At 65.8% G+C, this 19180-nt stretch carries 29 protein-coding genes and 1 tRNA gene; 20 read left to right on the top strand and 10 right to left on the bottom strand.

The features are described from left to right. The first annotated feature begins 25 nt into the window (after positions 1–25). The 5 genes from VN11_RS15150 to dxs all read left to right on the top strand — a co-directional run bounded on the left by VN11_RS15150 (position 26) and on the right by dxs (position 6160). A complete protein-coding gene (locus VN11_RS15150) occupies positions 26–577 on the top strand; it encodes a lipocalin family protein (protein WP_053450350.1) in 552 nt (183 codons plus the stop codon). Positions 578–741: 164 nt separating this feature from the next. Next, positions 742–1218: an LEA type 2 family protein gene (locus VN11_RS15155; protein WP_008268154.1), complete on the top strand. Its 477-nt coding sequence runs from the start codon at positions 742–744 to the stop codon at positions 1216–1218. A 64-nt stretch (positions 1219–1282) separates the two neighbouring features. Continuing rightward, the gene (locus VN11_RS15160; protein ID WP_053450351.1) at positions 1283–3073 is read left to right on the top strand and encodes an acyl-CoA dehydrogenase C-terminal domain-containing protein; all 1791 of its coding nucleotides are present in this window, start codon (positions 1283–1285) and stop codon (positions 3071–3073) included. A 408-nt stretch (positions 3074–3481) separates the two neighbouring features. After that, a complete protein-coding gene (locus VN11_RS15165) occupies positions 3482–4147 on the top strand; it encodes an HNH endonuclease (protein ID WP_006457729.1) in 666 nt (221 codons plus the stop codon). A gap of 105 nt (positions 4148–4252) precedes the next feature. Continuing rightward, on the top strand, positions 4253–6160 hold the full coding sequence (gene dxs, locus VN11_RS15170) for a 1-deoxy-D-xylulose-5-phosphate synthase (RefSeq protein WP_053450352.1): 1908 nt from the start codon (positions 4253–4255) through the stop codon (positions 6158–6160). A gap of 113 nt (positions 6161–6273) precedes the next feature. On the opposite strand, the gene VN11_RS15175 is transcribed toward dxs, so the two are convergent. The 3 genes from VN11_RS15175 to VN11_RS15185 all read right to left on the bottom strand — a co-directional run bounded on the left by VN11_RS15175 (position 6274) and on the right by VN11_RS15185 (position 8006). Further along, the gene (locus VN11_RS15175; protein ID WP_053450353.1) at positions 6274–6477 is read right to left on the bottom strand and encodes a hypothetical protein; all 204 of its coding nucleotides are present in this window, start codon (positions 6475–6477) and stop codon (positions 6274–6276) included. A 168-nt stretch (positions 6478–6645) separates the two neighbouring features. After that, a complete protein-coding gene (locus VN11_RS15180; RefSeq protein WP_053450354.1) occupies positions 6646–7206 on the bottom strand; it encodes a DUF3011 domain-containing protein in 561 nt (186 codons plus the stop codon). Between the two features lie 128 nt (positions 7207–7334). Beyond that, positions 7335–8006, bottom strand: coding sequence for a response regulator transcription factor (locus tag VN11_RS15185; protein ID WP_053450355.1), 672 nt, complete (start codon positions 8004–8006; stop codon positions 7335–7337). 250 nt (positions 8007–8256) lie between these two features. Between VN11_RS15185 and VN11_RS15190 the strand changes: the two genes are divergently transcribed. The 8 genes from VN11_RS15190 to VN11_RS15225 all read left to right on the top strand — a co-directional run bounded on the left by VN11_RS15190 (position 8257) and on the right by VN11_RS15225 (position 12682). Then, positions 8257–8973, top strand: a complete 717-nt coding sequence (locus tag VN11_RS15190; RefSeq protein WP_053450356.1) for a hypothetical protein — start codon at positions 8257–8259, stop codon at positions 8971–8973. Further along, a complete protein-coding gene (locus VN11_RS15195; RefSeq protein ID WP_238581820.1) occupies positions 8966–9511 on the top strand; it encodes a GTP-binding protein in 546 nt (181 codons plus the stop codon). The genes VN11_RS15190 and VN11_RS15195 overlap by 8 nt, the downstream gene beginning before the upstream one ends. Beyond that, on the top strand, positions 9504–9875 hold the full coding sequence (locus VN11_RS15200) for a roadblock/LC7 domain-containing protein (protein ID WP_053450357.1): 372 nt from the start codon (positions 9504–9506) through the stop codon (positions 9873–9875). Before VN11_RS15195 ends, VN11_RS15200 begins: the two co-directional genes overlap by 8 nt. Before the next feature lie 63 nt (positions 9876–9938). Next, positions 9939–10301: a hypothetical protein gene (locus VN11_RS15205; RefSeq protein WP_008266506.1), complete on the top strand. Its 363-nt coding sequence runs from the start codon at positions 9939–9941 to the stop codon at positions 10299–10301. Positions 10302–10411: 110 nt separating this feature from the next. Next, on the top strand, positions 10412–10858 hold the full coding sequence (locus tag VN11_RS15210; protein ID WP_238581821.1) for a pilin: 447 nt from the start codon (positions 10412–10414) through the stop codon (positions 10856–10858). A 169-nt stretch (positions 10859–11027) separates the two neighbouring features. Beyond that, positions 11028–11486 (top strand): pilin, encoded by a 459-nt coding sequence (locus VN11_RS22775; RefSeq protein WP_053450358.1) that lies wholly within the window; start codon positions 11028–11030, stop codon positions 11484–11486. 94 nt (positions 11487–11580) lie between these two features. Next, positions 11581–12051: a pilin gene (locus VN11_RS15220; RefSeq protein WP_148564986.1), complete on the top strand. Its 471-nt coding sequence runs from the start codon at positions 11581–11583 to the stop codon at positions 12049–12051. 199 nt (positions 12052–12250) lie between these two features. Continuing rightward, complete coding sequence (locus VN11_RS15225) at positions 12251–12682, top strand: response regulator transcription factor (RefSeq protein ID WP_053450360.1); 432 nt, start codon at positions 12251–12253, stop codon at positions 12680–12682. Here VN11_RS15225 and VN11_RS15230 read toward each other — a convergent pair. Next, complete coding sequence (locus VN11_RS15230; protein ID WP_053450361.1) at positions 12651–12908, bottom strand: hypothetical protein; 258 nt, start codon at positions 12906–12908, stop codon at positions 12651–12653. The two genes, VN11_RS15225 and VN11_RS15230, sit on opposite strands and share 32 nt — an antisense overlap. Positions 12909–13305: 397 nt before the next feature. On the opposite strand from VN11_RS15230, the gene VN11_RS15235 reads away from it, so the two are divergent. The 4 genes from VN11_RS15235 (at position 13306) to VN11_RS15250 (ending at position 14838) form a co-directional block, all read left to right on the top strand. Further along, positions 13306–13590, top strand: coding sequence for a hypothetical protein (locus VN11_RS15235; RefSeq protein ID WP_053450362.1), 285 nt, complete (start codon positions 13306–13308; stop codon positions 13588–13590). A 12-nt stretch (positions 13591–13602) separates the two neighbouring features. Further along, positions 13603–13836, top strand: a complete 234-nt coding sequence (locus tag VN11_RS15240; protein ID WP_053450363.1) for a DUF1653 domain-containing protein — start codon at positions 13603–13605, stop codon at positions 13834–13836. Between the two features lie 86 nt (positions 13837–13922). Then, entirely contained in the window at positions 13923–14492 is a 570-nt protein-coding gene (locus tag VN11_RS15245) for a TetR/AcrR family transcriptional regulator (protein WP_053450364.1), read from the top strand. A gap of 13 nt (positions 14493–14505) precedes the next feature. Further along, positions 14506–14838 carry an SMR family transporter gene (locus tag VN11_RS15250; protein ID WP_053450365.1) on the top strand — a complete coding sequence of 111 codons (333 nt, stop codon included), beginning with the start codon at positions 14506–14508 and terminating at the stop codon, positions 14836–14838. A gap of 22 nt (positions 14839–14860) precedes the next feature. Here the strand turns inward: VN11_RS15250 and VN11_RS21900 are convergent, their stop codons facing one another. Together VN11_RS21900 and VN11_RS15255 are read right to left on the bottom strand one after the other, a co-directional pair. Next, positions 14861–15034 carry a DUF1328 domain-containing protein gene (locus tag VN11_RS21900; RefSeq protein WP_006380555.1) on the bottom strand — a complete coding sequence of 58 codons (174 nt, stop codon included), beginning with the start codon at positions 15032–15034 and terminating at the stop codon, positions 14861–14863. Between the two features lie 94 nt (positions 15035–15128). Continuing rightward, positions 15129–15770 (bottom strand): LysE family translocator, encoded by a 642-nt coding sequence (locus VN11_RS15255; RefSeq protein ID WP_053450366.1) that lies wholly within the window; start codon positions 15768–15770, stop codon positions 15129–15131. A 154-nt stretch (positions 15771–15924) separates the two neighbouring features. Here VN11_RS15255 and VN11_RS15260 point away from each other — a divergent pair, with 154 nt between their 5' ends. Next, positions 15925–16617, top strand: coding sequence for an aspartate/glutamate racemase family protein (locus tag VN11_RS15260; RefSeq protein WP_053450367.1), 693 nt, complete (start codon positions 15925–15927; stop codon positions 16615–16617). A 24-nt stretch (positions 16618–16641) separates the two neighbouring features. Here the strand turns inward: VN11_RS15260 and VN11_RS15265 are convergent, their stop codons facing one another. After that, positions 16642–17034 carry a hypothetical protein gene (locus tag VN11_RS15265; protein WP_040007370.1) on the bottom strand — a complete coding sequence of 131 codons (393 nt, stop codon included), beginning with the start codon at positions 17032–17034 and terminating at the stop codon, positions 16642–16644. A 241-nt stretch (positions 17035–17275) separates the two neighbouring features. Between VN11_RS15265 and VN11_RS15270 the strand changes: the two genes are divergently transcribed. Beyond that, positions 17276–17785 carry a DUF3011 domain-containing protein gene (locus VN11_RS15270; RefSeq protein ID WP_053450368.1) on the top strand — a complete coding sequence of 170 codons (510 nt, stop codon included), beginning with the start codon at positions 17276–17278 and terminating at the stop codon, positions 17783–17785. Between the two features lie 86 nt (positions 17786–17871). After that, positions 17872–18321, top strand: a complete 450-nt coding sequence (locus VN11_RS15275) for a GNAT family N-acetyltransferase (RefSeq protein WP_053450369.1) — start codon at positions 17872–17874, stop codon at positions 18319–18321. A 65-nt stretch (positions 18322–18386) separates the two neighbouring features. Here VN11_RS15275 and VN11_RS15280 read toward each other — a convergent pair. From VN11_RS15280 to VN11_RS15290, 3 genes are all read right to left on the bottom strand, one after another. Continuing rightward, positions 18387–18463 (bottom strand) — tRNA-Pro (locus VN11_RS15280). 68 nt (positions 18464–18531) lie between these two features. Next, positions 18532–18888, bottom strand: coding sequence for a MerR family transcriptional regulator (locus VN11_RS15285; RefSeq protein ID WP_005410431.1), 357 nt, complete (start codon positions 18886–18888; stop codon positions 18532–18534). Further along, positions 18869–19168: an integration host factor subunit alpha gene (locus VN11_RS15290; RefSeq protein WP_005410432.1), complete on the bottom strand. Its 300-nt coding sequence runs from the start codon at positions 19166–19168 to the stop codon at positions 18869–18871. The genes VN11_RS15285 and VN11_RS15290 overlap by 20 nt, the downstream gene beginning before the upstream one ends. Positions 19169–19180 lie beyond the last annotated feature (12 nt).

The raw sequence follows: 19180 nt of genomic DNA on the forward strand, positions 1-19180 counted from the left end.
CCAGACTCCTGCCTGGAGCCTGTCGATGCACCTGCGCCCCGCCCTGCTCGCTTGCCTGCTGCTGGCCGCCGCCCCTGCGCTCGCCGTCGAGCCGGTGCGCGCGGTCGATACCCTGGACATCGATCGCTATGCCGGCCAATGGCACGAGATCGCGCACCTGCCGGTCTCGTTCCAGAAGCAATGCGTCGGCGAGATCACCGCCAACTACGGGCTGCGCCGCGACGGCCGGATCAGCGTCATCAATGCCTGCCGCAACGGCGAAGGCGAGCGCGTGGTTGCCGAAGGCGTGGCGCGCCCGGTACCCGGCCACCCCGGCCAACTGCAGGTGCGCTTCGTGCCGGACTGGCTGAGCTGGGTACCGCTGGTCTGGGCCGATTACTGGGTGCTGGCGCTGGACCCGGACTACCAGTGGGCCCTGGTCGGCGAACCCGGTCGCAAATACCTATGGATTCTCTCGCGCGTGCCGGAAATGGAGCGCGCGCGGTTCGAACAGCTCAAGGCAACGGCCGAATCCATGGGCTACGACCTCGGCCCGCTGCGCCAGATGGCACCGCTGCGCGAACCGCCTGCCGATTGAACCGCGGCGCGAGCCGCGCACCCGACGTGGACGATCCGGCGCCGCGCACGCCCGGCCGCCATCTTCACGCGCTACCCTCTGCGGCGGGTCGTCACCGGCGATCCAAACAACCATACGCCGTAGTATGCTTATCCCAACGCACCCCCTCCAGAGGACTTGCGCCCATGCTCCACCGTTTCCGTATCGCCTTGATCGTTCTGTGCACCCTCGCCGTTGTTGCCTGCAACAACGGCATCGTCAAGCGTGTTTCGGAACCGGCGGCCAGCCTGCAGCAACTGACCGTGCGCGCCGATGGCAACTGGACCGTGGCCCTGCGCCTGCAGAACTTCAGCTCGATGCCGATGACCTTCGATGACGTTTCGCTGGCATTGACCGTGGGCGACAGCGAAGCCGGCACCCTGCAGGCGAGGCCGGGCATTTCCATTGGCGGCACCTCGGCCGACGTCATCAATGTCGACCTTGTGCCCAGCTCGGCCGCGCGCCTGATCGTGGCCGACGCGCTGGCCGGCAACCGCACCCTGGCCTACGGCCTGAAGGGAACGGTGGCCGCCACGCCGCAGGAAAAGAAGCAGCGCAGCTTCGACATCAGCAGCCGCAGCACCCTCAACCAGGCCCCCGGCCTGCCTGGCGTACTGCGCTGAATCCCCGCTTCCGCCGCGGCGCCCGGCGCCGCTCCCCTGCCCCTGATCAAATCGAGACGTACCGATGAGCAGCTACACCGCCCCGCTTTCCGACCTCCGTTTCGCCCTGCACGACGTGCTCAAGGTCGAACCCCTGTTCGCCCGCCTGGGCTTCACCGACGCCACCGCCGACGTGGTCGATGCCGTGCTGGAAGAAGCCGGGCGCTTCAGCGCCACCGTGCTGGCCCCGCTCAACAGCGTGGGTGACGAGATCGGCTGCGTGCTCGACCAGGCCACCGGTGAGGTGACCACGCCGCCCGGCTTCAAGCAGGCCTACGACCAGTTCGTCGATGGCGGCTGGACCGGCCTGACCGCTTCGCCGGACCTGGGTGGCCAGGGCCTGCCGCATACCCTGGGCGTACCGCTCAACGAAATGATCAACGCCGCCAACCTGGCATGGGGCAACTTCCCGCTGCTCTCGCACGGCGCCATCGAAGCACTGAAGCAGCATGGCGAAGCGTGGCAGCACGAGGCCTTCCTCAAGCCGCTGATCGAAGGCCGCTGGACCGGCACCATGTGCCTGACCGAACCGCATTGCGGCACCGACCTGGGCCTGCTCAAGACCAAGGCCGAACCGAACGCCGACGGCAGCTACTCCATCACCGGCACCAAGATCTTCATCACCGCCGGCGAGCACGACCTGACTGGCAACATCGTGCACCTGGTGCTGGCCAAGCTGCCCGACGCCCCTGCGGGCGCCAAGGGCATCTCGCTGTTCGTCACCCCCAAGTTCAAGGTCGACCGCGACGGCAACGTCGGCGAGCGCAACGCGCTGCGCTGCGGCTCGATCGAGCACAAGATGGGCATCAAGGGCTCGGTCACCTGCGTGATGAACTTCGATGGCGCGCAGGGCTACCTGGTCGGCCAGCCGCACAAGGGCCTGCAGGCGATGTTCACCATGATGAACACCGCACGGCTGGGCGTCGGCCTGCAGGGCATCGGCCTGTCCGAGCGCGCCTACCAGAACGCGCTGAAGTACAGCCGTGAGCGCCTGCAGTCGCGTGCGCTCAGTGGTGCCAAGTTCCCGGACAAGCCGGCCGATCCGATCCTGGTCCACCCGGATGTGCGCCGCATGCTGCTGACGGTGAAGTCGCTGGTCGAAGGCAGCCGCCTGCTGGCCCTGCACGCGGCCACCCTGATCGACGTGGCCCACCACGCCGAAGACGCCGCCGAGCGCGAGCGCGCCGACACCCTGGTGAGTTTCCTCACGCCCATCTCGAAGGCCTGCCAGACCGAATGGGGCATCGAGAACACCTACAACGCCCTGCAGTGCTTCGGTGGCCACGGCTACATCCGCGAACACGGCATGGAACAGCTGGCCCGCGATGCGCGCATCACCACGCTGTACGAAGGCACCACCGGCATCCAGGCGCTGGACCTGATCGGGCGCAAGACCGCGTCCAGCCAGGGCGCCGGCCTGAAGCTGATGCTGGCCGAGATCGAAGCGTTCGCCAAGGAACATGAAGGCAACGAGGCGCTGGCCGAGTTCATCGGCCCGCTGCGCGCCAAGGCCGCCGAGTGGGGCGCGCTGACGATGGACGTGCTGAAGCGCGCAGCCGCCAACCCGGACGAACTGGGTGCGGCCAGCTACGACTACCTGTTCTATTCGGGTTACGTGGTGCTGGCCTACTGGTGGGCCCGCAGCGTGGCCGCCGCCGATGCCAGCGCGCACGGCGCCGCCTTCGCCCAGGGCAAGCGCGAGACCGCTCGGTTCTACTTCGCCCGGGTGCTGCCGCGCACGCTCAGCCACGCCGCCGCGATCCAGGCCGGCGCCGCCCCGCTGATGGCGATGGACGACGAGCGCTTCGGCGCCTGAGCCGGGCTGCGCCCGGCACCCGCAGAGGCAACAGCTGGAGCAAGAGCAACAGCTGCAATGTGAGGGATGGCGGGGCGGTGTGCGCTGGCAGGACACGCCGTAAACCCATCCCTGGGGGCTCGATGGCGCCATCCATGGCGCCAACGGTCCTGCCAACCCACACCGCCCCACCTCTGACAGATTCCTGCTGCTGTGGGTAGGTGTCGACCTTGGTCGACACATTGGATCCACGCCACGCGTGGATGGGAACCACCGGAATCCCCCTGGAGAAAAGCCCCCTTTTGTTAAAGGGGGCGCGCCAACGGCGCGGGGATTAGGAGGAATGCGCGGACCTGAATGTTGACGATTTGCGTATCGCCGACAGGCGATACACAAATCGTCAACATTCAGGTATAAGCTGTTCTCCCGATGGAGACAGACACTACACGCTTGGGTCTGATCGAAGCCGGAGCTCCGATTTCTGCTCCGGGCGCCGAGGCATCGCCCAACGTCACCCCGCTGCATCGCCCCGGTTCGGTCCGGCTGCTCTCGCTGGATGCCCACGGACGCGTACTGGACTGGATCACCTGGCAGGATGCGGCCTGCCTCTACGCCCGTGAAGCCGTAGCCTGGACGCTGGGCGATCCCTGCCTGCACATCCACGGCGGCACCAACCGCTTCAGCGGCCTGCAGAGCGGCATGGACCTGCACCCGATCATCGCCGCCCGCGGCCACGCCCGCTCCCGCGCGATCGACCCCACGCCGAACCTGACCAACCCGGCCCTGTTCGCCCGCGATGCGCACCTGTGCATGTACTGCGGCCAGCAGTTCAACCGCCCTACCCTCACCCGCGACCACGTCATGCCGCTGTCCAAGGGTGGCCTGGACTGCTGGGAAAACGTGGTCACCGCCTGCTTCCACTGCAACTCGCGCAAGAGCGACCGCACCCCGCAGCAGGCGGGAATGCCCCTGCTGGCCGTGCCCTACCGGCCCAGCTGGATCGAGCACCTGATCCTGTCCAACCGCAACATCCTGGCCGACCAGATGGCCTTCCTGAAGGCGCAATTGCCGAAGCGATCGAAACTGAGCACCTGAACGGCCGAAAATGCAACCCTCACCGTCCTGTCACGGGCGGCGGCGTTTGCTTGCCCCACCCCCGTTTGAGGGCGAAAATGGGCGTTCAGAAAAAGTGCGAACACGATGATCGACTCTGCCCGCTATCCCCGCCTCGCGCGCATCCAGACACCGGATGACCTGCGCACGTTCGACGAATCCGAATTGACGGCGGTCGCCGACGAGCTGCGCGCCTACCTGATCGAATCGGTCGGCAAGAGCGGCGGCCATTTCGCTGCCGGCCTGGGCGTGATCGAACTCACCGTGGCCCTGCACTACCTGTACCAGACGCCGCAGGACCAGCTGGTCTGGGACGTCGGTCACCAGACCTACCCGCACAAGATCCTCACCGGGCGCCGCGACGAGATCCACACCGTCAAGCAGAAGGACGGCGTCGCGCCGTTCCCGAAGCGCGAAGAGAGCGAATACGACACCTTCGGCGTCGGCCACTCCTCGACCTCGATCTCGGCCGCGCTCGGCATGGCCATCGCCCGCCAGTCCGAAGGCGACGACCGCAAGGTCGTGGCGGTGATCGGTGACGGCGCGATGACCGCCGGCATGGCCTTCGAGGCGCTGATGCACGCTGGCGGCATGGAACCGGAGCCGAACCTGCTGGTGATCCTCAACGACAACAACATGTCGATCTCCGAGGCGGTCGGCGGCCTGACCAAGATGCTCGGCCGCGCCACCGGCAGCCGCACGCTCAACGCACTGCGCGAAGGCGGCAAGAAGATCCTCGGCGACAAGAAGAACAACCCGGCCCGCTTCGTGAAGCGCTGGGAAGAGCACTGGAAAGGCATGTTCGTGCCGTCCACGATGTTCGAGGAAATGGGCTTCCACTACACCGGCCCGATCGATGGCCATGACATGCCGGCGCTGCTGTCCACGCTGAAGACGCTGCGCGCCTCCAAGGGCCCGAAGCTGCTGCACGTGATGACCACCAAGGGCAAGGGTTACGAGCCGGCCGAGGGCGACCAGATCGGTTACCACGCGGTCGGCCCGTTCGATCCGGACAAGGGCCTGGTGGCCAAGTCCGGGGCCAGGAAGCCGACCTACACCGACGTGTTCAGCGACTGGCTGTGCGACGCCGCCGCTGCCGAGCCGCGCCTGTTCGGCATCACCCCGGCGATGCGCGAAGGCTCGGGCTTGGTGCGCTTCAGCAAGGAATACCCGCAGCGCTATTTCGACGTGGCCATCGCCGAACAGCACGCGGTCACTCTCGCTGCCGGCATGGCCACCCAGGGCGGCAAGCCGGTGGTGGCGATCTATTCGACCTTCCTGCAGCGCGCGTACGACCAGCTGGTGCATGACGTGGCGATCCAGGACCTGGACGTGCTGTTCGCGATCGACCGCGCCGGCGTGGTCGGCCCGGATGGCGCGACCCATGCCGGCAACCTCGACCTGAGCTTCCTGCGCTGCGTGCCGAACCTGGTGGTGATGGCGCCGTCCAACGAAGCCGAATGCCGGCAGATGCTCAGCACCGGCCTGCAGCATCCGGGCCCGGCCGCGGTGCGCTATCCGCGCGGTACCGGCACCGGCGTTGCCGCCGGTACCGACCTGTCCACGCTGCCGATCGGCAAGGGCGAGCTGCGCCTGCAGGGCAGCCGTATCGCCCTGCTCGCCTTCGGCAGCACCGTGGCCGCCGCCGAACAGGTCGGCCGCGAGCTGGGCCTGAGCGTGGTCAACATGCGCTTCATCAAGCCGCTGGACCGCGAACTGGTACTGGCCATGGCCGCCGGGCACGAAGGCCTGGTGACGATCGAGGACAACGTGGTGGCCGGCGGCGCAGGTTCCGGCGTTGGCGAACTGCTCAATGCCGAAGGCGTGCTGCGCCCGATCCTGCACCTCGGCCTGCCCGACAGCTACCAGCACCACGCCAGCCGTGAGGACCTGCTGGCCGAAGCCGGCATCGACGCGGCGGGCATCCGCGCTGCCGTGCTGAAGCGCTGGCCCGAGCTGGCCGTGGGCAGCGCGCCGCTCAGCGCGGCAGGCTGAGGCCGCTGCAGGCCCGGTGGATCCACGCATGGCGTGGATCTACAGGGGAACGGAGACCGATCCACGCCCTGCGTGGATGACGCGCCGGCAAAATGATCTGGCGCGCCGCGCGCTCAGCCGAAGCTGACCGCTTCCACGAAGGCGCCACTGGCCTCCACGCGCACGGCTGCGCGCTGCCCGGTGTCGACGAAGTGCAGGCGTGCGAGGGTTTCCGCAAAATCGAAGGCGCGGGCACCATCGCGGAAATCGATCGGCTCCGGCCGATCCGGGTGCAGCACGCGCCACTGGCGCTGCTCGCATTGCAGGCGGATCAACATGCGGCTCACTCCTTGAGACAGCGTATCGACGGGGGCGGGACAGGCATGCCGATTGCGGCGCGCATTGTCGCGACGAATCAGGAGCACGCGGAGGTGCCCCTGATCGCAGACGATACGACGTTCAAAATGTGAGCTGTATCAGATTATTCTGATTTTCGAGAGGAACGCTCAATTCACCTGGAACTGGGCACGGCAGCCGTCGCTCACCCAGATGCCACGGCGATCCCAACCCCAGGTCTGGCCTTCAATGCACGCGCTGCGCGAATCCTGGCGGACCAGGCGCACGCCACGGCGGATACGCGCATCGCAGTATTCCTGGCGATGCCCATTGGAATGGCAGGTGATCACTTCACCGCCACCCCAACCATTGCCATTGTTGCCCCAGCCGTTGCCTCGGCCGCCACCCCAGCCGCCCCGCCGGTACTCGCCGACGAACTCCGCACGGCAGCCCTGGGTGACCCATACACCGTTGCGCGATTGGCCCCAGGTCTCGCCTTCCACGCAGGGCGATCCGGACAGCTGGCGGATCATCCGCGCCCGGCCGTCCAGGCGGCACTCGTTGCTGCGGTTCTTGATCGATTCGCAGCGCACGATGCCGCCGCCCTCGCGGCCGCCGTAGCGGTCATCGTCATAGCCGTAGCCATAGCTCTGCGCCTGGGCGCCGCCTGCGGCCGCCAGCATTGGCAGCAGGGTGCAGGCCAGGGTGCGCCAGCTGAGTGCCTTGCCCATCGAGATCTCCAGATGAATACGATGGCGCAAGCATCCGGGATTCGCGGCGCGCCGCACAGTGGGAAACGTAACGGCAGTTTTTCCCCCATTCAAACAACCCAACCGGACCTGACTGGACCGACGTGGCCTCATGGACCGCCGTTCTCGGCCCCGCTGCCCATGCCACTGGCATTGCCCAGCCGTTCCTCGAACGCATAGGCGAACAGTTCGGCGTCATTGCTGATGCCCAGTTTCCTCATCGCGGAAATGCGTTGCCGGCTGATGGTACTGACCGTGCGCCGCAACTGCGCGGCGATCTCGGTGATCGAGGGCCCCGACACATACAGCCGCAGGACTTCCAGTTCCTTCGGTGACAGCACCGACAGCGATCGCTCGCGCCCGGCATCCTGCAGGCAGTGCGCCAATTCGGGGTCCAGGTAGATCCCTCCGCTCAACACCGTGTCGACCGCCCTGCGGATGCCATCCACGCCACTGCCCTTGCACACCAGCCCACGCACTCCGGTGCGCATGGCCATGTTCAAGGTGGTGGCATTGGTGACCATCGTGGCCAGGATCACCGGCACCTTGGGGTAATTGCGACGCAACGCCTGCAGCATCGCCTGGCCGTCCGAGCGGCCACCATCGGGCATCGAAAAATCAGTCACCACCAGATCCACCGGTTCTTCGGCCAGCACCGCCAGCAGGCTTTCCGCACATCGCGCCTCGGCCACCACACGATGGCGGCCACCGGCCTCGATCACGATGCGCGTGCCAAGCAGGACCAGTGGATGATCATCCGCAATGGCAATTCGAGTGAGCATGCTGATTACCCGTCAATAGTCACGCCGCAGTGCGCAGCGAAGACGCTAGTAATCATTCCAGGCCACGTCAACTTAACAATCACGCACTGCAATTGATGTCATCGCAGCAGCATCAACCGGCCAATTCCATTAGTTGCAGCGAACTGCATAAACACGAATGACGCTGCAATTTTCCCAATAGTTTCATTCCAGAAAACCGGGAGCGCCGCTTACATAGTCACCTCCGATCACTCGCTGCACTGGACACCCCATGGTCCGTTTCCGTCGTCGACCTTTTGAGGATCTGCAAGAGCCCTTTGCAGCAGAACCGCTGGCGCCGGCAGCCCTGCCAACGGCCGCATTACCGTTCGTACAGCAGTTGCGCCTGCACCTTGCAAGCGACGGCGCGCAGCAACGACGCCCGGCCCATGCCGCGATCATCCATGACGGCGCCACCGTGTGCTGGCTGGATGCCAGGAACGATCGGATGATGACCACTGCACCCGCGCCGATCACGCTGACGCTGCTGCAGAAGCTGCTGGGCGATGCGGACCCTGCGCTCAGCCTGGTGCCGGTGACGCAGGATGTGTTCGTGCAGCGTGCGACGGTATCCAGCAACATTCCACTGCGCCTGACGCTGTGGAACATCGCCCTGGCCACCGCCGGGCACGGCGCACCGATGTCGCCCCTGCACGAAGGAACAAAGCTGCGTCTTCGGCGCTGGCCGGACTTCCGCATCCTGGCACATCGTCCCGATCACTTCCGGCTGTGTGCGCTGCTGATCAAGCAGGGCGCATCCGTGCAGGCGTGCTGCGCCATCCTCGACCTGCCACGCCGAAGCGTGCAGTCATTCTTCAATGCGGCCTTCCTCACCGCCTACGCCTTTCCCGTCGTGGGCGAGGACGCGCCCGTGCGCCCCTCGCCCACCGACGGCCTCGTCAATCTGTGGCGACAACTTCGCATCCGCTGGAGTGCAGACCGTGCGTGAGCACAAGATCGTAGTGATGGGCCCCCTCGGCGCAGGCAAGTCCACCCTGGTGCAGACCCTGACCCGGGGCAAGGCCGTGGTGACCGAGGCCCGCAATACCGACCCCGCCGTGGGCAAGCAGTACACCACCGTGGCCATGGACTATGGCGACATCGACCTGCCCGGCGGTGACCGCCTGCGCCTGTATGGATCGCCCGGGCAGGAGCGCTTTTCATACATCTGGCCGATCCTGCTGGCCGGTGCCGAAGGTGCCATCGTCCTGATCGATGGCAGCGCCGGCGTGGACAGCACGCTGGCTGCGCAGCACCTGAGAGCCATCGCAGACAGCGCGCCGGGCATGCCGGTGGTCATCGGCTTCACCCGATGCGGCAGCACCGATGATCCGGTACAGCCGCACTGGCAGGACTGGTTGCAGGACCATGCACCGCATCTGCCGGCGCTGCCACTGGACCCACGCGACATGGCACAGGCCATCACCGCGATGGATCTGCTGATGAGCCAGATCGAATGCAACGCCATGGCGGTCACCCATGCATGACATCGACCGCACTTCGGCATTGGACGCGCTGGTACGCGACGTCACCGGCATCCAGGCCCTCGTCGTTGCCAGCACCGATGGTTTCGCACTGGCCCAGGCCGGCCCGCAGGGCCATGTCGCCGATCGCCTGGCCGCGATGACCAGCTCGATGCTCGGCCTGGCCAGTGCACTGGGCCGCGAACTGCACTTCGGTGAGCTCGACACGCTGATCCTCGATGCCGCCGACGGCAAGGTACTGATGCTCGCCATTCCCGGAAAGCAACCGCGCCTGCTGATGATCGCGTGCGACCACCGCTGTGTCATCGGCAACGTGCTCTGGCATGCCAAGCAGTGCGTGCGCGCCCTGGCCGACAGCCTGAACTGATGCATGCCTTTCTCACTGCTCAGACGGCTGTTCACCCCCTCACACCCGCAACGGACCACTGAAATGAATATCGCCATCAACAAATGCCTGGACACGCTCATGCAGATCAACGGCGCGCAAGCCGTTGCCCTGGTCGACTACGAAAGCGGCATGCTGCTGGGTGAAGCCGGCTCGGGCGTGGACATGGAACTGGCGGCCGCAGGCAACACCGAAGTGCTGCGCGCCAAAATGAAGACCGCCGAAGCACTGAACCTCAACGACAACATCGAAGACGTGCTGATCACGCTGGGACGTGCGTACCACGTGCTGCGCCCGGTGTCGGCCAAGAAGGGGCTGTTCTTCTACGTGGTACTGGACCGGCAGAAGGCCAATCTCGCCCTCGCACGGCGCATGGTGCTGGACGTGGAAAGTTCGCTGGCGCTGTAACACCCGGCAACGACAGACAGGGGATGGAAGCGCCGGGGCTGCTCTGGGGAGAGCGGCCCCGGCCTGCGAGTGCGCCCCGCACACCCCACTTGCCATCGGGAGTCCCTTGCATGCCAGCTGGATCGTCAGCGCACGCAGCACGCGACGTGCCACCGCGCTACCCGCACTGGGCGGCGGCGGGCATTACCATCGCGCTGGCCGCCGTCTACGCGATTCTGTTGCTTGCCCCCGCCGTGGACGGCCATGCCAGCCGCGTGCGCCTGCGTGATGCGGCCAACGCGCTGGGCAGTGCCATCACCACCGTCGAAGCCAGTTACGCCGCGGGCGATCTCACCTTGACCGACCAGCACCTGGGCTTGCCTGCCAGTGCCGCGTACTGCAGCCATCTGCGCGCCTCGCTGCCGGATACGGGACATGCCGTGCTGTCCTGCGAGCTGCGCGAAACGGCCGCGCTGCGCGGCAGCGTCAGGTGGTTGCGTAGCGCTTCCGGCGAGTGGCGGTGCCACGCGCGCATTCCCGGCGTGCGTCCATTTCCGCTGCAATGCCCTACGGAATGAAAGCGCGGCGTCTGATTATTTGTAAAAAGCAGTTCCAGGCACTTGATCCATTCCATTTTACGAATTGTGGAATATCCCCATCGCGGCATGCGTGATTTTCTAGGACTGCGCCACGAAGCATCTTTTCGTGGCCATGAGCAATGAATCACCCACGTCACAGAGGATTATCATGAATACCGCATTCGTCCCAGTACCGCGCACAGGCATGCGCGCTTCCCGGCAGAAGGGTTTCTCTCTTATTGAACTCATGGTTGTGGTGGCGATCATCGGCATCCTGGCGATGATCGCGCTGCCGCAGTACCAGCGTTTTTCGGCGAAGGCGAAGCTGGCTGCGGCGCTGGCTGAGATCGCGCCAGGCAAGGTGGGCATTGAATCGGCCATCGCTGAGTCTGGCGATTCCCTGAGCACCACCCTGGCAGACTCCGGGCTTCCCAGCGAGAGTTCCCGCTGCACGACCATTTCCCTGCCGTTCAATGCACCGGACTCGGTGACGATCCAGTGCGACCTGCATATGGACAACACCTATGGCGGAGGGACCCTCAGTCTGATCAGGGACGAACGCGGTGCATGGACGTGTGAAGGCACCATCGATGATCAGACGCTGCTGCCCGCGGCCTGCAGATCCTGAGAGATTTCATCGCATCTGCTGTTTCGGAGCCCTGACAGAGGATGTGAGGGCTTCCTTGACGTTCTGTATCTCACGCGCCGGGCAGAGGACAACAATGAATACATCCAGCAAAGAGGCTGGCCGCAATCACGTGGCGTCGATGAAGCCGAGAGGCTTCACCTTGGTCGAGCTGATGGTGGTCCTGGCCATCATCGGCATCCTCGGCGTGATCGCATTGCCTCAGTACCAACGATTCACGGCCAAGGCCAGGTTGGCCGGCGCACTCGCAGAGTTGGCACCCGGCAAAGCCGGTGTAGCTGCCATCCTGGCCGAAGGTACGTCGTTGTACGACACATCGGTAACACCTGCATCACTCGGCCTGGCAACGCCCGCAAAATACTGCGAAGGGTTCAACGTAATGGTGGAGTTCGGCGACCTGAGATACCGCATGGTCTGCCACGTGAGAACGTTCATGGCTTATGGCGGCACCGGCAAGATGGAACTCGTACTGGACAAGGATTTCAATTGGCGTTGCACAAGCACCGTTGCCGACAAGAGCCTGCTGCCTGAAGGCTGCCGCTCCTGAAACAGGATTACTTCATCGTGGCCGGAACAGCCTCCACCACCGGCCCTCTTCAGTGAGTCAGATCCGGCGCGCTTTGCCCTGATTCCAGCGTCGACATCAGACGGTCAAGCGCGTCAGTTGCTTCCGCACCATGCCAACACAAAACATCGCGACGGACATTCTCCCGACAGCAGATGTCCGGCTGTCCAGAACAGGCGGTATGCCTGCTGCATTCACCCCCACCCTCGTCATCGCCGATCCCAACCCCTGGGTCCGTCGCGAACTGGTGCGCAGCGTCCAGCCCCATCTGGATGGCAAGGCGCTGAGCGAAGCCCGCTCCCCCGCCGAGGTTCTGGTGCAGATCGCCAACCCCCACTGCAAGGTGCTGGTCATCGATCCGTGCATGCCCACCGTGGGCCAGACCGATGGCATGCCGCTGCTGCGCCAGATCTGCTGCCTGCGCAGGGACCTGCTCATCCTGGTCCTGGCCCAGCAACCCCTGCGCCTGCTGCAGGATCGCGCCCTGCCAGCCCAGGTCGGGCACGTCTATGCGAAGACGGTCAATCCACTGTGGCTGTGCCGTTTCATCAGCCAGGCACTGCGCGATGAATCGACTGGCGTTACGCCACTGGCGCAGGATGCAGCCCGCTGACCGGCGCGGCGGCGGCGGGCAGCGCCTCGAAATGCACGGCGTCCACGCTGTTGCCCAGCGCTTCCACGCGCACCGTGCTGCCCTGGCCGGTGCGTCGGTGGTGGGCGCTGGCCCGGCCAACCGCGGCATCGAAGGCGGCGGCGCCGCTGCTGAAGGCTTCGGCCACGCCTGCGGCGGGGTCCAGCAGCGACCACTGTGCGGCACTGCACTTGACGGTGATGACCATGGGAGGCTCCTTGTGGGGAAACGGCGCAGGGGCGCATGACCCTCTGCTGATGACGTCACCGTATCCAGCCCATCAGCGCGGTCCTATCAGATAAGTACGAAAAACCCGCGCCCGGGTGTCAGAACTCCACGCTCATCACATCCCTGAGCCCGTTTAGCCTGTTCATTCCGTGATCCTTGTCACGGAGTCGGTTCAGCTTCACACTACCGTCACTAACAGGGGCCCCTTCCACATGCGCACCTTCTTCTCGCAGCAGCGCGGGACGCTGCTCAAGTTCTATTTCGGGGCCAGCTATCTGGTGCTGATCGAAGAACTGATCCGCGCCGCCATGCATTGAGCGCTTGCTGGCAGCACGACGCCAGCAGAAACTGTTGCTTCAAGGCATGGAGTTCGCCAGATGAAAGTGCTTCTTCTGATTCCAGCGCTGCTGGTCCTGTCCGCCTGCGCCAACCAGCATCAGGCGGCCGCCAGCGCCGATGCTGCGGCCAGCTCGCCAGCCACGCCGAGGGTCGGCGCTGATCGCGACGCCCATGGCTGCATCGGCTCGGCTGGCTACCAGTGGTGCGAATACAGCCAGCGCTGCGAGCGGCCGTGGGAACTGGCGCAGGCCCAGGGGTTGGCCAATACCGCCGAAGCGATCGATGCCTACTGCGCGAAGCCGGCCAGTCCGGCGCGCAAGTGAGCCGCGCGCACCATGGCTGAACTCAGTCCGCTGCCCACTCTCGCACCCGGCCGCTACCGCCATTTCAAGGGCGGCGAGTACCAAGTGATCGACATCGTCCGCAGCAGCGAAACGCTGGAACCGCTGGTGCTGTATCGCGCGCTCTATGGCGAAGGTGGGCTGTGGGTGCGCCCCTACCCGATGTTCGTCGAGCAGGTACCCGGCGAACACGGCCCGCAGCCGCGCTTCGCGCGTATCGGCGATTGAATCCGCATTGCCGGCCACGGCCGGCAGTGGCTGCCCGGCGCTAGGCCTGGGTTACAATCGTACCGTCCAGTCGGTTTCTTCCCGCCATGTCCGCATCTTCCTCCCGCTCGCGCCGCAAGGCGCCCGACAGCGTGCGCCAGTCGCTGCTGCAGGCCACCATCGACGTGATCGCACGGCAGGGACTGGCTGCAGTGACCGTGCAGGACATCGCACAGGCGGCTGGCGTCAGCAAGGGCGCACTGTTCCATCACTTCGCCAGCAAGCAGGCGCTGGTCGATGCAGCCATCGCCACGCTCATCGCCGAATTCGAAGCGCAGGTACGTGGCCTGATGGCAGGCAGTGCGCACTACGGCTGCTTCAGCCGCGCCTATGTGCGCGCCAACTTCGACCACCTGCTGCAGCAGGAACGGGTGAACGACATCGGGCTGACCCTGGGCAACATGCTTGAACCTGCACTGCTTGCGCAGTGGGGCGCCTGGCTGCGGCGCATGCTGGCCGAGTTCCCGGAGGAAGCCGCCAATCCCCGCCTGTATGCGGCGCGCTGTGTTGCCGACGGCTACTGGGCCACCGCCTACGGCCGGCCGCTGGACGAGGAAGAACGCATCAATGCCCTGGCCATGGCCGAGCAGGCCCTGAAGCTGTGCGACCCCCTGTAAGCAGGAGCCTGCGATGAATCCGTACGCCTATCTCGCCGCCGCGATCGTGCTGGAAGTGATCGCCACGTCGCTGCTCAAGGCCTCCGACGGCATGAGCCGGCTGCTGCCCACGCTCGGTGCGCTGGTCGGCTATGGGCTGTGCTTCTACCTGCTGTCGGTGACCATGAAATCGATACCGACCGGCATCGCCTATGCCATCTGGTCCGGCGTCGGCATCGTGCTGATCTCGGTGATCGGGCTGGTGGTGTTCAAGCAGCGCCTGGATGCGCCGGCACTGATCGGCATCGGGTTGATCTGCGCCGGCGTGCTGGTGATCAACCTGTTCTCGCGCAGCAGCGCACACTGAGCACGCTGCCGCGCGGCGCGCGCTAGCTGACCTTCTTGGCCACGGTCATGCCCAGCAGGAACAGCACCACGGCGATGATGATGCCGGCCCAGAACAGGAACTTGGCGATGCCGACCGCCGCGCCGGCAATGCCGCCGAAGCCGAGCACGCCTGCGATGACGCCGATGATGGCGAAGATGATGGCCCACTTGATCATGTCAAACCTTTCCCCGCGGGGACTGCGTACTGGATGATCAGGCTAGGCCGTGGCCGATGCGGCACTCGTGAACAGGCCGCGTGCGCGGCGTGAATCAGCGCGGGCGGAAACGCAGCAAGGCCACCGCGAACGCCAGGAACACGCTGCCCACCAGCCGCTCGAACCAGCGCCGTGCAAACGGCTTTGCCAGCCAGCGGCGCAGGCCATGGCCGCCGGCTGCATACATCACGTACCAGAACAGCTCGCAGCCGGCGAAGGTAGCCACCAGCACGCTGTACTGCAGCGCCTGGCCGCGCGAGGGGTCGACGAACTGTGGCAGGAACGCCGTCGCGAACAGCAGCAGCTTGGGATTGCTCAGGCCGACCAGAAGTCCCCCGCGGAACACTGCCCATGCGCCGACTGCCGGCGCGACCGCCAGCCCTGCATCCACGGTCACCGGCGGCGCCGGGCGGCCGCTGTCACGCCATGCCTTCAGCCCCAGCCAGGCCAGGTAGGCCACGCCCAGGTAACGCAGCCCTTCGAACAGCATCGGCGAGGAATGCAACAGCGCGCTCAGGCCTGCCGCGGACGCGGCCAGCACCAGCAGCATCGCCAGCAGGCAGCCCGCCATTGCCGGCACGCTGCCACGGAAACCAAGCCCGACGCTGCGGCCCAGGATATGCAGCATGTTCGGCCCCGGGGTGCCACACAGCACGAACACGGTGGCCAGGAACCACCACCAGGTATGCAGGGCCATCGCGCACATCCACTCCAGAAGACCGCACCAGCATAGGGCGTGCCCGCAACGCACGGCACATACAGCCCACCGTGGATGCAGTGGTTACAGATTCCAGGATCGGCAGCCGCGCACCTTCTGTGCTGCAATGGAGGCCCCTGGCATGGAGCGGTGCATGAAGACCCTTGGCCTGATCGGCGGCATGAGCTGGGAGAGCTCGGCGCAGTACTACCGGCTCATCAACGAGGAGATCCGTGATCGCCTGGGCGGCGCCCACTCGGCACAGCTGCTGCTGTGGTCGGTGGATTTCGCCGGCATCAAGCAACTGCAGCACGACGGTGACTGGGATGCGCTGGGCGACCACATGGCCGATGCCGCACGGCGCCTGCAGGCCGGCGGCGCCGATCTGCTGCTGATCTGCACCAACACCATGCACAAGCTGACCGACCGCATCGAAGCCGCCTGCCCCCTGCCGCTGTTGCATATCGCCGACCCGACCGCGAACGCGATCGTGCAGGCGGGTGCGCGCAGGGTGGGCCTGCTCGGCACCGCCTTCACCATGGAGCAGGACTTCTACCGCGGGCGGCTGCAGGAGCGCTTCGGCCTGGAGGTGCTGGTGCCCGATGCCGAAGATCGTCGCAGCGTGCACGACATCATCTACCAGGAACTGATCGCCGGCGTGGTCAGCGAGCAGTCACGGCAGATCTATGCCGCGGTCATCGCGCGCCTGGTCGCGCGCGGCGCAGAGGCGATCATCCTCGGCTGTACCGAGATCATGCTGCTGGTGCGGCCGGAGGACAGCGCGGTGCCGTTGTTCGATACCACCACCCTGCATGCGCGGGCCGCGGTGGACGCGGCACTGGCCTGACCCCACGTGCGATGCGGCGCGGAATCAGTCCGCGCCCTGCACTTCCAGCGCTGTGATCAGCCAGTCGACCACCGCCTGCGAATCGCACAGGAAGAAGATGGCATCGCCGGAGCGCGCTTCGGTGAGCAGGCGATACACCGTGATCGCCACCGCCGACTGGTTGGCGATGAACACTTCCGGGCTGCGCGGCCCTTCGCTGTGCCCCGCCACGGCATGCAACGCCTTGCGCGCGGCCACGGTCGTGGCCGGGTCCGCGCTGCGGGTCAGTTCCGGCCCGCGCAGGCCCCACGCAATGAACACATGCTTGCCCTTGAACGTGGTGTCCAGGACCTGCACCTCGGCGCCTGTGTCGGCCGAGCGATGAATGACAGTACTGCTGATCAACGCAACCCCCTGTGGTCGTCGTGGTCCGCGCATCCTCCCCCACAGGCCGCCCGCACACCAGTGACGGCAGCCGCAGGCTGCGCCGACAGGCGTGGAAGACATGTAAGAAGGTGTAAACCGATGCGATCGGATGTGCAGCGATGATACGGGATGTAAGCCTCTGCATGGGCCCGCGCGTACTAGTAAACCCCCACTGAGCCCGTTCCGGAACGGTGCGTTCCGGCGGCCCCGGGCTGGGTCATTCTTGCCGCCCGATCCCCGCCCGAGCTCCCTGATGACCCACCGCCTGCTGTTGCCGATCACCGCCGCCGCGCTTGTCCTGCTGCTGGCTGCCACCGCCGTGGCCGCCCAGGATTACGACGCAGATCACATTCCAGCGCTGCGCTGCGAATCGCAGTTCAACAAGACCCAGCAGTGCGCCATCGAAGTCCCGATGCGGCTGGCCCGGCAGCTGTCGGTTACCCGCTGCGTGGAGAACCAGAACTGGGGCCAGCGCCGCCGCATGCTGTGGGTCACTGACGGCTGCCGCGCCGAGTTCGTCGCCGACGAGTACGGTCGCTGGCCCGGGCCCGGGCGCGGTCGCGGTCGCGACGACGAGGGCGAACGCCTGGTCTGCGAGTCGTACGAGAAGAAGGACAAGGAATGCCGCATCCGCGTGCGCCACGAAGTGCGCCTGGTCAAGCAGAAGTCGGTGACGACCTGTGTCGAGGACCGCAACTGGGGCTGGGACCGCCGTGGCATCTGGGTCAGCGACGGCTGCCGTGCCGAGTTCCGGGTCTATTGACTGCCGAGCACGCGCTGGCTGCGGCGGATCAGTGATCGCAACCGGCGTGACCGATAGACTGCATGCAACCGCCCGAGGAACGATTGATGACACCGCCGGATCCCTCCACGACGACGCTGCAGATCCGCGACGCCCGCCCCGGCGATGCCGCCGCGCTGATCGCGCTGGACAGCGTGGCGGCACATGATCCGCGACGGGCGACGCAGATCGGCCAGTGGCTTGCGCAGGGCCATGTGCACGTGGCCGAGCAGGATTGCGTGGCTGTCGGCTACCTGGTCATCCATCACCACTTCTTCGGCGAAGCCTTCGTTGAAATGCTGAGGGTGGGCCCGGCACGGCGCGGCCAGGGCATCGGTGCCGCCCTGCTTCGCCACGCCATTGCGCGACGCGGCGGCGGCAAGCTGTTCACCTCCACCAACAGCTCCAACAGCAGCATGCAGCGCCTGCTTGCTGCGTCGGGCTTCGTCGACAGCGGCATCGTGCACGGATTGGACGAGGGCGATGCGGAACGGATCTATCGCTTCGCGGGTGATTGATCGCGCTGCGCCACGCGCACAAAAAAGCCCACGCATCGCTGCGCAGGCTTCTTGATTCATCACAGTGGTCGGGACGGCCGGATTCGAACCGACGACCCTCTGCCCCCCAGGCAGATGCGCTACCAGGCTGCGCTACGCCCCGACTGATGCTGCGATGTGCCCGCCAGTGCGGCGGGCCGTGAAGTATAGCGGATTACGAAGGAAATGGGATCAGCGGCGCAGCAACTGCAGCACTTCTTCCAGCTCCATGCGCACCTGCTTGATGATCTGGTTGCTCAGCGCCGATTCCTCGCGAGCATCGGGACCGTCCAGGCGCAGGCGTGCACCACCGATGGTGTAGCCCTGTTCGTACAGCAGGCTGCGGATCTGCCGCACCATCAGCACATCGTGGCGCTGGTAGTAGCGACGGTTGCCTCGGCGCTTGGCCGGCTCAAGGCTGGGAAACTCGGTTTCCCAGTAGCGCAGGACGTGCGGCTTGACGTCGCACAGCTCGCTGACTTCACCGATGGTGAAGTAGCGCTTGGCCGGGATCGGCGGTAGTTCGCGGTTACTGCCCGGATCCAGCATAAGCTTCCACCCTCTCCTTGAGCTTCTGGCCCGGACGGAAGGTGACCACCGTACGGGCGGAAATCGGAATTTCCTCGCCGGTCTTGGGGTTGCGACCCGGGCGCTGGTTCTTGCGCCGCAGGTCGAAATTACCGAAGCCCGACAGCTTCACCTGACGTCCCTGTTCCAATGCTTCACGCAGCACATCGAAAAACGCGTCGACGAATTCCTTGGCTTCCCGCTTGTTCAGACCGACTTCGTCGAACAGCTTTTCCGCCATCTCCGCCTTGGTCAATGCCATTGCCTGCTACCC

This window comes from Stenotrophomonas maltophilia, from assembly GCF_001274595.1.
Classification (GTDB): Bacteria; Pseudomonadota; Gammaproteobacteria; order Xanthomonadales; family Xanthomonadaceae; genus Stenotrophomonas; species Stenotrophomonas forensis.